The organism is Devosia sp. P2_G7 (genome assembly GCF_056403495.1).
In genome coordinates, this window is record NZ_JBFUFI010000006.1 from 274356 (window position 1) to 287711 (window position 13356).

Genomic DNA, 13356 nt, shown 5'->3' on the forward strand with positions numbered 1-13356 from the left:
TGGATGGCGTTGACTGAATCACCAAGCTACGGCGTCGTTGCGCCCCGCCGCAAGGAAGCGGGCAGGGCGCTGATCGCCGCCGCCACCGTCCTGTTCCTGGCCGTCGGCCTCTTGCAGGCGCTCAACTCGGCGGGCATCCTGCCGCTCGGCCTCAGGGATTGGCGTCCGACGCTTTACGCCTACGTGCTCTGGGCCGTCGCCCTCGGCACCGGCATGGTAATGATGCGCGGCGAGGCGGGCCTCAAGGCCCTGTTCATCCTGCCGGCCGCGCTCTTCACCGTTGCCATGGCGATCTTCCCGACCCTGTTCGGCTTGTCGATCGCCTTCACCGACTGGAACCTCGCCTCCCTGACCGGCCAGAAGTTCAACGGCTTCGACAACCTGGTGCAGCTGGTCCGCGACCCGTTCTACTGGAACGCCCTGCGCAACATGGTGATCTATGTCCTCTTCGTCCTCGTCGAGTACGCCATCGCCTTCGGCCTCGCGCTGCTTCTGAACGCCGAGATTCGCGCGCGAAAATTCTGGCGTGTCGTCTTCCTCATTCCGTTGATGCTGTCGCCCGTCGCCGTGAGCTGGATGGTCGGCAAGTCGATGCTCGAATACCGCTTCGGCCCGGTGGCGCGCTTCGCCCGCTGGCTGGGCTTCAACAACCCGAGCTTCTTCACCGACCCCTGGGTCGCCCGGCTCTGGATCGAGGCGATGGACGCCTGGGTTTCGATCCCCTTCGTGATGATCCTGCTGCTGGCCGGCCTCCAGGCCATGCCCAAGGAAGTCATGGAGGCCGCGAGAGTCGATGGCGCCTCGCCATGGCAGCGCTTCTGGCAGATCACCTTCCCGCTGATGCTGCCGGTCTCGATCACCGCGATCGTCCTCCGCATCATCTTCAAATTGAAGCTCGCCGACATCATCATCACCGTCACCTCCGGCGGCCCCGGCGGCGCTACCGACAGCGTCTCGAGCTTCATCTATCGCGAGTACCGCGACCGCTCGAACGTCGGCTACGGCACCATGCTGGCGATGTTCTACCTGGTGGTGATCGTGGTCTTCATCACCATACTGCTGAGGGTGCTGAGCAAGCGCATGCGGAGAATGACCTGATGGCCGCCGAAGCAACAATCTCCGCCGCGGCCCACCCAGATACCGGTGTTGCGGTCCGCCGAACCAAGTGGCTGCTCGGCCGCATCGGCATCTACGCGGCGCTGGTATTCTGGGCCTTCGTCTCGCTGTTCCCCGTCTACTGGACCATCACCACCTCGATGAAGGTGGCCAAGGACGTGCAGCTCGGCCACCTCATCCCGTGGGTCGACTACCAGCCCAACTGGCTGGGCTGGCGCTCGCTCGGCCTCTCCCCCGACACCATCGGCCAGATCTCGACCGTTCGCGACGAGTTCCTCGGGCGGTTCCTCAACTCGGTCTACACCGCCTTCGGCGCCTCGACGCTCGCCGTGATGATCGGCGCGCTCGCTGCCTATGGCCTCAGCCGCTTCCAGTACAAATTCCTCTGGATGAAGAACGAAGACCTGAGCTTCTTCTTCCTCAGCCAGCTCATCCTGCCGCCGGTCGTTCTCGCGCTGCCATTCCTCGTCCTCTACCGCGAGCTGGCGCTGCTCGACAGCCTCACCGGCCTGATCCTCCTCTACACGCTCACCGTGCTGCCCATCGTCATCTGGATCATGAAGGACCAGTTCGACACCATCCCGATCGAGCTCGACGAAGCTGCGCAAGTGGACGGCCTCGGCCCCTGGGGCACCTTCCTCCGCATCATCCTGCCGATGGCGCTCCCCGGCATGGTCGCCGCCTTCATCCTCAGCCTGATCCTGTGCTGGAACGAGTACTTCTTCGCCGCGCTGCTCACCGGCTCCAACGCCAAGACGCTCCCCGTCATGGTCGCCAGCCAAACCGGCTCGCAAGGCATCAACTGGTGGAGCATGGCCGCCCTCTCCACCGCCGCCATCGCCCCGTTGGTGGTCGTCGGCATCCTGCTGGAGCGCTACATCATCAAGGGCCTGACAGCGGGATCGATTAAGGGGTAGCGGCGCGATCCGGCCAGAACCACCGGCCCCCACCTCCGCCTAGACGGGGGAGGCAAGCGAAGCTCGGAGGGTGCGCCAGGCACTCGATGCCGGGGTTAGAGCTCCCGCATCAAATCCTTGTTCCGCTCGTACAGCTCCCGGAACACCCGATACCGCCGCCGATACAGCTCCGCTAACCCCGCATCCGGCGTGATCTCGTGATCCACCGGGTTCCACGTCCGGATATCATCCGGCTGCACATCCCCGATCGCCAGCGCCGCGATGAACGCATCGCCATACGATGCCCCCACCGTCTTCTGCCGCACGATCTGCGTTCGCCCCGAAACGTCCGATGTCGCCTGCGCCCACACCCGGTTCTTCGTGCCGCCGCCCGCCGCGAGGATCGCCTTGGGCGGCTGCCCCACATCGGCATAGGTCTCGAACACGTGGTTCGTGCCGAAGGCGATGCCCTCGAAGATCGCCCGGTAGATGTCCCCGCGCGTATGCGTCAGGTCCATCCCGAACAGCACACCCTTGGCCTCGGTGTCATGGATCGGCGTCCGCTCTCCCGAGAAATACGGCAGCATTACCAGCCCGTTCGCCCCCGGCGGCGAGCCCTCGGCTTCCAGCGCCAGCGCCATCACCGCCGTCGCCGGATCGAGCTCCTTGGCGAACTGCTCGCGGAACCAGTGGCTCAGCGTTCCCGAGGTCGCGAGCCCCGACATCGCGGCATGCTTGCCCGGGAAGAACCACGGCGCATACCACAGCCGCGCATCCGGCACCCGCACCGGCGTGATCTCGATGATGAAGATGGTCGAGCCATACATCAGCAGCATGTCGCCGCTATCGAGCACCCCGACGCTCAGCGCCTCGGCACCCGCGTCGATGGTCCCGGTGGTCACCGGCGTCCCCACCGCCAGCCCGGTCGCCGCCGAAGCCTCCGCCGTCACTGTCCCGGCAATATCGGTGGTCCAGATCGCCTCGGGCAGCTTGTCCAACCCGATGATGTCGTCCGCCAGCTCGTCGGTCCACGCCAGCTTCTCGACATCATACAGCGGCGAGAAATTCGCCGCCGAATAGTGGTCGATCACGTATCGCCCGGTCAGCTTCTGCACAATGTAGGTGGTCGAGGTCAGGATCTTCGCGGTCTTGGCATAGATCTCCGGCCGGTTCCGCTTCAGCCACAGGATCTTCGGCCCGATCGACTGGCTGGTCAGCGCATTGCCGCAGCGGCTGAGCAGAACATCCTCGCCGATCCGCGCCGTCAGCTCCTCGATCTCCTTGGCCGCCCGCGTATCGACGCCATAGAGCACGCCGTTCATCAGCGGCTCGCCGTCGGCATCCACCGGCAGCATGCACGGCCCGATGGCGCTTGCCGCCACCGCCACGATGTCCTTGGGGTCGACGCCGCTATCGGCGATCAGCGCCTGACTCAGGAAGCAGAAGTCGCCCCACCAGTCCTCGCGCGGCCGGTGCTCGGCCCAGCCGGGCTGCGGCACCAGCATCTTGTGCGGCCGGGCGGCGCTGGCGACGATCCGCCCCTCCGCATCCACCAGCACGCCCTTCGATTCAAACGTCCCGATATCGATGCCGAGATAGTGCCTCATCCGATGTAATCGTCCCGATCGAGGCTGAACTTGCTGTCGATCCGCGGCAGCGCTTCCACCAGCAGCATCGTCAGTTGCTCGAGATCGGCCATGTCGCAAACCTCCAGCGACGAGTGCGAGTAGCGCATCGGGAAGCCCACATCGATCGACGCCACGCCCTGGCCCACCAGCTGCACATAGCTGAGGTCGGTCAGCGCCCCGATATGTGCGCTCCGCTGCAGTGGCAGTTTCGCCGCATTGGCGCTGTCCTCGAACAGCTTCACCATCGCCGGATGCGGCAGCGTGCCGTTCAGCGTCCCACGCCCGTGGAACGAGTAGAGCGAGATCGCTGGCCCGCCGCCGAGCTTCACATCGCCGCGGGCGGTCATGTCCGGCGTGTCCGTCGCAAGGATCAGATCAAGCTGGATCGCCACATCCGGCATCAGCACCTGCGCCGCCGTCACCGCGCCACGCAGGTTGAACTCCTCCTGCACCGAGAACACGAAATGCACCGTCGGCCGCTTCTTCACATCAGCGAGCGCCTTCGCCACCTCGATCATCACAGCGCAGGCCGCCCGGTCATCCACCGCCGTGCCGGCGATCCGCCCGTTGGCGAGTTCGGTCACCTTCGGCGCGTAGACGATGGGCGTCCCCACATCGATCCCCGCCGCCAGCACCTCGGCTGCCGACTTGAACCCGGCGTCGATATAGAGCTCGGGGTAGGGCAGTACCTTGTACTTCTCGTCCTGCGACGTCGCGTGGTGGCTCTTGTGCGCAATCAGCCCGGGCACATCCTTGCCCTCGCCGATGCAAAACAGCACCTCCGTCGAAGGCAGTGCCCGCTCCGGCACGCCGCCCAGCCGCTCGACTCGAACCATGCCATTGGCTTCGATCTTCCTGACGATCAGCCCGAGCTGGTCCATGTGCGCGAACAGCATCACACTCGGCGCGCCCTTGTCGCCCTCAAGCGTCGCGATCAGGTTGCCCATCCGGTCGGTCGTCGAGGTGATCCCCAACCCGGCCATCGCCGCCTTCAGGTACTTCCTGACGCGCCCCTCATACCCGGAGAGCCCTGGGATCAGCATCAGGTCAATAACCCATTGCTTCAAGCTCATCAGTAGCCCCGTGCTGCGCGGACCAGCCGCATGAACTCGGCCGCCCGGTCGGCGTCCACGGCCTTCCAGGTGTCGCCGTCGACCTTCAGCGACGAGCCGACGATGCAGCCATCCGCCACCGCCAGCACATCGGCCACCGTCGCGTGCTTCACGCCCGTGTTCGCCAGCACCGGCGTCGTCGGCAGCACCCGTTTCACCGCCTCGAGGTCGACCATCTTCGCCGCCTCGCCGGTGATCGCGCCCGAGACGAGGATCGCATCAGGGATCGACGAGAACACCGCGCTCCGTGCCCGGTCGCTAAGCGGCCGCTGGTCCAGCGAATAGGCGAACTCGGCGCTCACATTGTAGAGCAGCGCCAGGTCCTGCCGGCCCAGCCGATCGCGATAGCGCATCGCCTTGCCAGCATCCGGCGTCCACGGCCCCATGTCCGAAGCATAGGTGCCGGTGAAGATTTCGCGCACGAACCGTGCGCCCGTCGCCGCCGCGAGAGCAATCGAGCTTTCGGGGTCCCACAGCACGTTCACGCCGAACGGCACCGTGATCTCCGAGCGCAACCGCCCGATCACGTAGCCCATGGTCGCCGTCGACGCGGTGTCGACCTTGAACTCATACGGCCGGTCATTCTCGTTGCCGAACATCACCGCATCGAAGCCCGCCGCCTGGAGCGCGTGCAGATCCTTGCGCGCTCCCTCGACGATCGCCTCCACGCCCCCCTCGTAGTCGTGCAGCGGAGCGCCGGGCAGGGCGCCCAGGTGCACCATCGCAATCACCGGCTTCTTGTCGCCGAACGCCGTCTTGAATTTGCTTGTCATTGTGCTTTGTAAACCGCTTTACTAGACGCCTATGCGTAGCAGCGGCAAAGCTCGGCGTCTACGGTCCGCGACGGGCCGCAAGCCTGCTCCACACCAATCCTTAACCACGATCCGGTACATTGCGCGGGAATGAGTGCGAGGTTCCCCCGATGGAACTGCTCCTTCTGCTCCTGCTGGTCCCCATCTTCTGGCTGCTCCTGCTGCCCGGACGGATCGCCAAACGCGCCCGCAAGTACCGCTTCACCGGCGCCGGCATCCTCGCCGGAGCGCTGGTCGCCGGCTGGATCGGCATCCAGGCGTTCTCCGGCCCGCCACCCGCCAAGGTCGACTACACAGCCGGAGACACCGAGCTGCGCGCCATCCTGCTCCAGCCCGAAAACGCCCCGCGCTACAGTTTCCGCGATTAGGCGGGGAGCGTCCGCGCCCTCAGGTCATCACCGAAGTAGACGAACGGCGCGCCCGGCACCAACCGCCCGAGCCCCTCCGCCCCGATCGCCTGCGCCGGATACAGCGATGCCATCCGCAGGCACTCGCCCAGTTCCAGCCCCAGCTCAAAATGCGCGTATCGCAGCGCCGCATCCAGCGTCAGGTCGGCCCCTGCCAGCGTCCCGTCACCAAGCCGCAGCGCGCCGTCCTTGCGATAGATCGTCCGCCCATTGAGCTCGAAGCTCGCCATGTCCGTACCCGCCTGCGACATGGAATCCGACACGAGAAAAATCCGCCCGGGCCCGGTCTTCGCCCGCAGCGCCAGCCCCAGCGTCGCCGGGTTCACGTGGATGCCGTCGGCAATCAGCCCAGCCCACACGCTGCCGTGATGCAGCGCCGCCCCGACCACGCCCGGGTCGCGGTTGCCGATTTGGCTCATCGCATTGAACAGGTGCGTCGCCATGCTGGCGCCCGCCCGGATCGTCGCCGACGCCACGTCGAACGAAGCATCCGAATGTCCGATGCTGACCACGATTCCGGCCCGCACCAGCCGCGCGATCTGTTCCGGCGTCACCGTCTCCGCCGCCACCGTCACAAGCAGATGGGGCAGGGCGCCGCGCGCCCGCTCCAGCCGCACCAGGTCCGCCTCGTCCATCGGCCGGATCAGCGCCGGATCATGCGCACCCTTCCGCTCTAGCGACAGATGCGGTCCCTCGAGATGCAACCCGAGAAAGCCCGGCACCTTCCGCCGCGCCGCCTCGGCCCCCGCCGTCAGCACCGCATCGGTGACCTCGGCCGCGTCGGTGATCAGCGTCGGCAACAGCCCGGTCACCCCGAACGCCGCATGCGTAGCGCTAACCATCGCCAAGTCATCGGCTGTCGTTCCTGCCCCAACCAGATGCCCGCCACCCCCATTGACCTGCAGGTCGATCAGCCCAGGCGCCAGCACCCCACCATCGAGGACAACGCGCACAGCCCCAGCAGGCACAGCGCCGATGGCATGAACGAACCCGGCCTCGACCACGAGCGCAGCATCATCGTGCCACGCCTCGCCATCGAAGATGCGAGCGCCGGTGTAGGCGGTAAGTGTCTGGGTCATATCGAAAAGGTGTCCCGGGCGTCAGGGTCAGCCAAGCGCCCGGGACGTCCGATCAGCCTTCCTGGGCCATGGACTTCTTGAACTGCGGCAGATGCTTCTGCTGCGCTTCCAGCATCCGCTCGCGGTAAACGCCGTAGATGATGTCGGTGTCATGCAGCGTCACGCCCGGGATCGTCGGCGAAGCGAACACCGGCAGTTCGATGCCGCGATCCGCCAGCTTCTGCGCGCTCTCGGCCAGCAACTCGTGCATCATCATCATCGCCAGCACAGTCGACGAACCCGCCACCGGGCGGCTCCAGCCCTTGATGTCGACGATCGCATCTTCCACCGGCGAGCCCGTGTCGATGACGATGTCGGCAGCGTGCGGCAGGCGCTTGCCCGAACTATGGCTGGCGGGCTTACCGGCATTGGACTTCGCGGTGATGGCGATCACCGTCAGCCCGCGCTCCCTCGCATAAAGCGCCGTGTCGATGCCTGAGGCGTTGCTGCCCGAATGGCCGAAGATCACGATGGTGTCGCCGGCATTCAGCGGCTGATGGTCGAGGAACTTCTCGGCATATTTCTCGGTGCGCTCGAGCCACAGCAGCTCGCGCACGCCGCCGGCGCCGAGGATGTTGTGCCACATGACGCGCGGGTCGGTCAGCGGGTTGAAGCCGACATAGGAGCCATAGCGCGGGTAGGTCTCCTGCACCGGCAGCACCGAGTGGCCCGAACCGTACAGGTGCACCAGGCCCTTGTTGGCGAGGGTTTCCGCAACCGCGGACGAGGCCTTGTCGAAGGCGTCGGCATTCGCTTCGGCCGCCGCCTCGGCGATCTTCACGAGCTTGCTGATATACAGGGTGGACATAGGTTTGCCTTTCAAAACAAAGCGTTACACATAAAGGGTGGAGCGAATCTCGTAGCGGTCCGCGCGCATGGTGGAGAGGGCGTATTCGAACGGCCCCCTCGAATCGTAGGCGATACGCTCGACCTCGAAGGCCGGCGTGCCCGCCGCCAGCTGGATCATCTCGGCATCGATCTCCGCCACCCGGCCGACCCGATAGACCTCCTTGGCCTTCACCGGGATGATGCCGCAGTGCTCCTTCAGCCAGCCGTAGAGCGACTGTACATTCGCCGCATCTTCGAACAGCCCCGGCACCCGCGCCTCGGGCAGGTGGCTGGTCTGGATGCCGATCGGCATGCCGTTGCCCAGTCGCAGCCGGCGCAACTGCACCACCGGGTCGCCGAGCGCAATCTCCAGCGCATCGGCCATCTCCTCGTCGGCCGGCACGCGATGCGCCTCGAGCAGCTTGGTCCCCGCCGCCAGCGCCAGCGTCTTCATTTCATCGGTGAAGCTCGTCAGCCCGCGCACACCGGCGACCACCGTCGCCGACCGCACGAAGGTGCCGCGCCCGTGCTCGCGCCGCAGCAGCCCGGCTTCCTCGAGGTTGCGCAGCGCATGCCTGAGCGTAATCCGCGAAATGCCCAGCATCTCACCCAGCCGGTCCTCGTTGGGGATTTGCGACCCCGACGTCCATTCGCCCCGCTCGATCAGCTCGCGCAGCGCCATCTCGGCCTGGTGCCACAGCGGCTCTGGCCGCCGCCGGTCCGGCTTCATCAGACCTGTCGGTTCAACCATGCCCATTCCTCCAGTTCGCCCCGTAGCCGCCCGCAAACGCGGCACCCACCAGGCCGGCCTTCGGCCCGAATTGCCCGGGTCTCAAATCAATCTCTCTGAGATGCGGCGGCAATTGCTTCCGCAATGCCACGAGGATCAGCGGCTTCAGCACATCCACCGATGCTGCAACACCACCCGCGAGGATGATCGCCTGCGGCGCCAGCAGCGCCACCGCCCCGGCCAGCGCTGTACCCAGCGCCGTCATCGCCGGCATCAGCGCCTCGATCGCCGCCGCGTCGCGCCCGCGCGCCGCCCGCACCAGCGCCGCCCCATCGGGCAGCCCGATCGATTGCGCCGCAACATCGAGCGCCCGGCCAGAAGCCTGCCGCTCCAGCCAACCGCTCCGGTCCTCGCCCGCATCGTGCACATCCGCCACGGCCCAGCCGAACGAACACGCCGCCCCGCCATTGCCGGCAACGATCCGCCCACCCGCCAGCACCGAGGACCCAATCCCCGTGCCGATGGCGAGCAGGATCGCGTCCGTGAGCCCCGTCGCCGCCCCGGCCGAAGCCTCGGCCAGCAACGCCAGCTGCGCATCGTTCCCGAGCCCGATCGAAACCCCCGGCAGCTCCGCCGCAAGGTCGAGTCCATCGAGATACCCGAGGTTGGGCACCCACCGGCACACCGTGCCCTGTGCCAGCCCCGGTATCCCCAGCCCCAGCCGCGTCGCCCCATGCGCCGCCAGTTGCGACCGCAACAACTCCATGAACGCCGCCAGCGTCTGCGGCGCCGCCCATTCACCCACCGGCTGCACTGCCGCCGGATCGGCCACATCCGCAATCCCGGCGCGGAACCGCGTCCCTCCGAGATCGATGGCGAGGATCGTGCTCATCCCTTCACCCCCGAACTCACGACGGAATCGACGAAGAACCGCTGCAGGATCACGAACAGCAGCACCGGCGGCAGCACCGCTAGCGTCGCGCCCGCCATCACCAGCCCGGTATTCATCGCACCGCGGTTGTAGCTGAGCAGCCGCGAGAGCGAGATGACGATCGGATACTGGTCCGCGCTCCCCTGCAGCACCGTCAGCGGCCACAGATAGCTGTTCCAGTGATAGACGAACGCGAACAGCACCAGCGCCGCGATCGCCGGCATCACCGCCGGCGCGACGATCTGGAACAGCACCCGCAATTCCGACGCCCCATCCACCCGCGCCGCCTCGATCAGCTCATCCGGCACGCCCTTGATGAACTGCCGCATCAGGAAAATCCCGAACGCATTGGCGAGATTGGGCACGATCACCCCGGCAAGGCTCGCATTCAGCCCCAGATAGCCGGTGATCCGGTACAGCGGGATCAGCGTCACGATCGGCGGCAGGAACATCGTCGCGATCAGCAGTGCAAACAGCGCCTCCTTGTAGCGGAACTCGTACTTGGCGAACGCATACCCGGCCATCAGGCTGGTCACGATGATCGCCACCGTCGTCACCACCGCGATCACAGCCGAATTGAAGAACGAGCGCCCGAGGCTCACCACCTCCGCCACCTGCGCGTAGGCATCGAGGTTCGGCGCCCCCGGCAGCCAGACGGGCGGCACCTGCATCGTCTCCTGCGGCGTCTTCAGGCTCGTGAGCACCATCCAGGCCAGCGGGAAGGCCGCGATCACCGCCACCACGATGATCACCAGCACCAGCAATGCGCTGGCCGGTCTCAGCTTGTAGCGCGGCCGTTCGAGGGCGCGGCGATCGGCAACTGCAGTGGTTATGGCGGCGCTCATGCGGCTTTCGCCTCCCGCGAGCGGGCAAAGGCGAACAGCAGCGCAATCGCCACGATCAGCGCCAGCATCAGCGTCACCGCCATGGCCGAGCCGAGCCCGCCCTGCGCGCGTTCGATGCCGACGCGACGGATATGATAGGTCAGCACATTGGTGGCATTCACCGGCCCGCCCTGGGTGATCAGCGCCACCGGCTCGAACACCTGCACGGCGTTGATGATGGCGATCACCGACGAGAACAAGAGCGTGTTGCCGAGGAGGGGCAGGGTGATGGCAAAGAACCGCTGCACCGGGTTCGCCCCATCGATCTTCGCCGCCTCGTAGATCGAATCCGGGATCTGCGTCAGCCCCGCCACCGCCAGCACGGTGAAATACCCCACCTGCTGCCACACGTTCAAAATCACGATCGAGAACAGCGCCGTCTGCGGCGCGCTCAGCCAGGTCTGCGGCCCGATGCCGACCCAGCCGAGGATCTGGTTCAGCGGCCCCTCGGTCGGCGAGTAGAGCTTCGAGAACACCAGCGCCACCGCGATCATCGGCACCATGTAGGTGGAAAACAGCACGGTCCTGAGGAACACCCCGCCCGGCGCGATCTTCTGGTGCACCAAGAGCCCCAGCATCACCGACAGCGGCAGGATGATCGCCACCGACGCCACCGTGTAGAGCGCCGTATTCACCAGCGCCGCCTTGAAGTCGCGCCCCACCGAGTTGTTGGCGAAGATATCGATGAAGTTCTGCACCCCGACAAACGTCGCCGTCTCAAACCCGGTCTGCGTCGACCACTCCTGAAAACTCAGCCAGATCGTCAGCAGCATCGGAATGATGATGAATACCGCCAGCAGCCCGGTCGCAGGCGCGAGCATGAAAACCGCCGATCGGTGTTGGGTGTTGGTCATGTTCTGCTGGTCATCGAGGACTGTGCGTGGGCCACCCCCACCCTCATTCCCTCCCCACAAGGGGGAGGGAGGCGGGGTAGCACCATCGGTTCTATCGTCTCCCTCCCCCTTGTGGGGAGGGATCAAGGGTGGGGGTGGCCACACGCTCCAAAGCGTACGGCCACCCACCGACTACTTCGCGTTACGCTCGAGAATCTCCGTCGCATCAGCCTGCGCCGTCGCCTGTGCATCAGCCGCCGACAGCTGCCCGAACTGCACCGCTTCCAGCGTCTTCTGCAGCGATTCCGAGAACTCCTGCCCGCCCAGCACCACCGGGAACCCCTTGGCGTTGGCCAGCGTCTCGGTATAGCCCTTGAGGAACGCATCCCCAGCGAGCTTCTCGGCAAACGCCGCCCCATCCGAAGTCCGCGACGGCAAAATCCCCATCGACATCAGGATATCGCCCATCGCCGACGCGCCGTTCGGACCCGATTCCGGCCCGTTGAGCCAGTTGAGGAAGTCCCACGCCGCCGCCTGCTCCTCGGCCGAGGCCTTGGCGTTCACCACCGTCATCCACGAATACGAGATCGACCGCGGCACATCACCCGACGGCCCCACCGGGATCGGCGCCGTGGCGACATCGGCAAACGCATCGCCCATGCCGGCCTTCAGCGCCGATTCCCACCAGTTCGCCATGATGATCATGCCGGTCTTGCCGGAAACGAAACTGTCGAGGAACGGCCCCGTGGTGTTGGCGTCGGCCGTCGCCATCGCCGGGTCGGAATAGCCCGATTTGATCAGCTTCTCGTAGAGCTCGAAGGTCTGCTTCGCCGCCTCGCTGTCGAGCACCGGCTTGCCGTCGACCACGAGGTCCCCGCCATTCGAAACCAAGAGCGACGAGAACGGGTGCAGCACGCCTGCCGCCCACGAGTTGATGAGCCCAAAGCCCTGCTGGCCCTTCGCCTTGTCGGTCAGCTTCTCGGCCGCCGCGAGGAATTCGTCCCAGGTCTTGGGCGCCTCGGCGATCCCGGCTTCGGCGAACAGCTTCTTGTTGTAGTTGAGCGCATAGACGTCGATCTCGTTCGGAATGCCATACAGCACGCCGCCGATCGAAGCCGCGCCGATCACCCCCGCCGGCCAGTTGGCCTTGGTGTCCGCCGCAATCGCATCGGGAACCGCCGCCACCAGTTGGTCTTTGGCGAGGTCGGGCAGCCAAGCATCATAAATGCCGGCAATCGTCGCCCCGCCGGCGCCGCCGCCCGAAGTGCGCAGCGTCGTCAACAAGTCGCCGAACGGCACGGCGCGCACGGTGATCTTGGTGTCGGGGTGGGCCGAAGTGTAGGTCGCGGCCGCCGCTTCCAGCTTGGCCACCGTGTCCGGCGCCCAGTGGGTGAGGAACGACACATCCGCGGCCGAAACCAGCGCGGTGCTTGAAAGCAGGATGGCAACGGTGCCCGCGGCACGCGTCAAAGCCTGGAACAGCTGCATATTCGAATTCTCCCTGTACGCGCCAGGCATGCCTCCGCCCGGCTGACGTTATAGAGTTATGACGTTATAACGACATTGGTCAAGAGGGGCTCATGGCCGCGATGAACGCTACGCATCGTTGTTCATCAGCGCCGCCCGGGAGAGTGCCGAACTCCGTGATCTACCGTCGCCGCGTCCGGAAACGGTGCGCTCTTTTCTCATTTGCACACGCGTCATGAAGTGAGGCGCGATCTCGCCGAGGAGCTCGATGCGGCACCTCCCCCTCTGACGGGGGAGGATGGGTGGGGTGAGTGGAGCCACAATCGTGAGGCCGGGCAAGGCGTTGCGAGAATCTTGCGCCGATCTATCCCCCCACTCCCCACCCATGCGATTCTCCCCTCGTCCGCTGCACCGAAGCGAGATCATGACGAGTGGTTGGTGCGGAGGAGACCGGGTGGGCTGCGGGTCGCTGCAGTTCAGGCGGAAACCATCACGGCAAGGACCGGTTCGCCGGTCAAGCCGCTATCACGCGAGGGTTGCTCGATGCGGAGTGGCCCAAGGGACGAAGCCTGGCACGCATGAGCCGGGCGGGAG

The 13356-nt window shown here is 66.0% G+C and carries 13 protein-coding genes; 3 read left to right on the top strand and 10 right to left on the bottom strand.

Annotated elements, in window-relative coordinates:
• Positions 1-3 precede the first annotated feature (3 nt).
• Positions 4-1098, top strand: a complete 1095-nt coding sequence (locus AC1DWU_RS12650; protein ID WP_477150336.1) for a carbohydrate ABC transporter permease — start codon at positions 4-6, stop codon at positions 1096-1098.
• Positions 1098-2033, top strand: coding sequence for a carbohydrate ABC transporter permease (locus AC1DWU_RS12655; protein ID WP_477150337.1), 936 nt, complete (start codon positions 1098-1100; stop codon positions 2031-2033). Before AC1DWU_RS12650 ends, AC1DWU_RS12655 begins: the two co-directional genes overlap by 1 nt.
• Before the next feature lie 95 nt (positions 2034-2128).
• On the opposite strand, the gene AC1DWU_RS12660 is transcribed toward AC1DWU_RS12655, so the two are convergent.
• Genes AC1DWU_RS12660 through AC1DWU_RS12670 form a run of 3 tightly spaced genes read right to left on the bottom strand, consistent with a single transcriptional unit; the run spans position 2129 to position 5525 of the window.
• Positions 2129-3619 carry an FGGY-family carbohydrate kinase gene (locus tag AC1DWU_RS12660; protein ID WP_477150338.1) on the bottom strand — a complete coding sequence of 497 codons (1491 nt, stop codon included), beginning with the start codon at positions 3617-3619 and terminating at the stop codon, positions 2129-2131.
• Positions 3616-4713, bottom strand: coding sequence for a M42 family metallopeptidase (locus tag AC1DWU_RS12665; protein ID WP_477150339.1), 1098 nt, complete (start codon positions 4711-4713; stop codon positions 3616-3618). The genes AC1DWU_RS12660 and AC1DWU_RS12665 overlap by 4 nt, the downstream gene beginning before the upstream one ends.
• Complete coding sequence (locus tag AC1DWU_RS12670) at positions 4713-5525, bottom strand: BtpA/SgcQ family protein (RefSeq protein ID WP_477150340.1); 813 nt, start codon at positions 5523-5525, stop codon at positions 4713-4715. The genes AC1DWU_RS12665 and AC1DWU_RS12670 overlap by 1 nt, the downstream gene beginning before the upstream one ends.
• Before the next feature lie 149 nt (positions 5526-5674).
• On the opposite strand from AC1DWU_RS12670, the gene AC1DWU_RS12675 reads away from it, so the two are divergent.
• The gene (locus AC1DWU_RS12675) at positions 5675-5932 is read left to right on the top strand and encodes a hypothetical protein (RefSeq protein ID WP_477150341.1); all 258 of its coding nucleotides are present in this window, start codon (positions 5675-5677) and stop codon (positions 5930-5932) included.
• Here AC1DWU_RS12675 and nagA read toward each other — a convergent pair.
• The 7 genes from nagA to AC1DWU_RS12710 form a co-directional block, all read right to left on the bottom strand.
• A complete protein-coding gene (nagA, locus tag AC1DWU_RS12680; RefSeq protein ID WP_477150342.1) occupies positions 5929-7050 on the bottom strand; it encodes an N-acetylglucosamine-6-phosphate deacetylase in 1122 nt (373 codons plus the stop codon). The two genes, AC1DWU_RS12675 and nagA, sit on opposite strands and share 4 nt — an antisense overlap.
• 52 nt (positions 7051-7102) lie before the next feature.
• Entirely contained in the window at positions 7103-7897 is a 795-nt protein-coding gene (locus AC1DWU_RS12685; RefSeq protein ID WP_477150343.1) for a sugar isomerase domain-containing protein, read from the bottom strand.
• Between the two features lie 24 nt (positions 7898-7921).
• Entirely contained in the window at positions 7922-8668 is a 747-nt protein-coding gene (locus AC1DWU_RS12690) for a GntR family transcriptional regulator (protein ID WP_477150344.1), read from the bottom strand.
• Positions 8661-9539: an ROK family protein gene (locus AC1DWU_RS12695; RefSeq protein ID WP_477150345.1), complete on the bottom strand. Its 879-nt coding sequence runs from the start codon at positions 9537-9539 to the stop codon at positions 8661-8663. Before AC1DWU_RS12695 ends, AC1DWU_RS12690 begins: the two co-directional genes overlap by 8 nt.
• The gene (locus tag AC1DWU_RS12700; protein ID WP_477150346.1) at positions 9536-10423 is read right to left on the bottom strand and encodes a carbohydrate ABC transporter permease; all 888 of its coding nucleotides are present in this window, start codon (positions 10421-10423) and stop codon (positions 9536-9538) included. The genes AC1DWU_RS12695 and AC1DWU_RS12700 overlap by 4 nt, the downstream gene beginning before the upstream one ends.
• Positions 10420-11283, bottom strand: a complete 864-nt coding sequence (locus AC1DWU_RS12705; RefSeq protein ID WP_477150347.1) for a carbohydrate ABC transporter permease — start codon at positions 11281-11283, stop codon at positions 10420-10422. Before AC1DWU_RS12705 ends, AC1DWU_RS12700 begins: the two co-directional genes overlap by 4 nt.
• A gap of 204 nt (positions 11284-11487) precedes the next feature.
• Positions 11488-12783, bottom strand: coding sequence for an ABC transporter substrate-binding protein (locus AC1DWU_RS12710; protein ID WP_477150348.1), 1296 nt, complete (start codon positions 12781-12783; stop codon positions 11488-11490).
• Positions 12784-13356: the final 573 nt, after the last annotated feature.

Coding starts and splice junctions, on each gene's coding strand:
- AC1DWU_RS12695 (WP_477150345.1), bottom strand. CDS start 9,539: ATGAGCACGATCCTCGCCATCGATCTCGGAGGGACGCGGTTCCGCGCC.
- AC1DWU_RS12710 (WP_477150348.1), bottom strand. CDS start 12,783: ATGCAGCTGTTCCAGGCTTTGACGCGTGCCGCGGGCACCGTTGCCATC.
- AC1DWU_RS12685 (WP_477150343.1), bottom strand. CDS start 7,897: ATGTCCACCCTGTATATCAGCAAGCTCGTGAAGATCGCCGAGGCGGCG.
- AC1DWU_RS12650 (WP_477150336.1), top strand. CDS start 4: ATGGCGTTGACTGAATCACCAAGCTACGGCGTCGTTGCGCCCCGCCGC.
- AC1DWU_RS12675 (WP_477150341.1), top strand. CDS start 5,675: ATGGAACTGCTCCTTCTGCTCCTGCTGGTCCCCATCTTCTGGCTGCTC.
- AC1DWU_RS12655 (WP_477150337.1), top strand. CDS start 1,098: ATGGCCGCCGAAGCAACAATCTCCGCCGCGGCCCACCCAGATACCGGT.
- AC1DWU_RS12665 (WP_477150339.1), bottom strand. CDS start 4,713: ATGAGCTTGAAGCAATGGGTTATTGACCTGATGCTGATCCCAGGGCTC.
- AC1DWU_RS12690 (WP_477150344.1), bottom strand. CDS start 8,668: ATGGTTGAACCGACAGGTCTGATGAAGCCGGACCGGCGGCGGCCAGAG.
- AC1DWU_RS12670 (WP_477150340.1), bottom strand. CDS start 5,525: ATGACAAGCAAATTCAAGACGGCGTTCGGCGACAAGAAGCCGGTGATT.
- AC1DWU_RS12705 (WP_477150347.1), bottom strand. CDS start 11,283: ATGCTCGCGCCTGCGACCGGGCTGCTGGCGGTATTCATCATCATTCCG.
- AC1DWU_RS12660 (WP_477150338.1), bottom strand. CDS start 3,619: ATGAGGCACTATCTCGGCATCGATATCGGGACGTTTGAATCGAAGGGC.
- nagA (WP_477150342.1), bottom strand. CDS start 7,050: ATGACCCAGACACTTACCGCCTACACCGGCGCTCGCATCTTCGATGGC.
- AC1DWU_RS12700 (WP_477150346.1), bottom strand. CDS start 10,423: ATGAGCGCCGCCATAACCACTGCAGTTGCCGATCGCCGCGCCCTCGAA.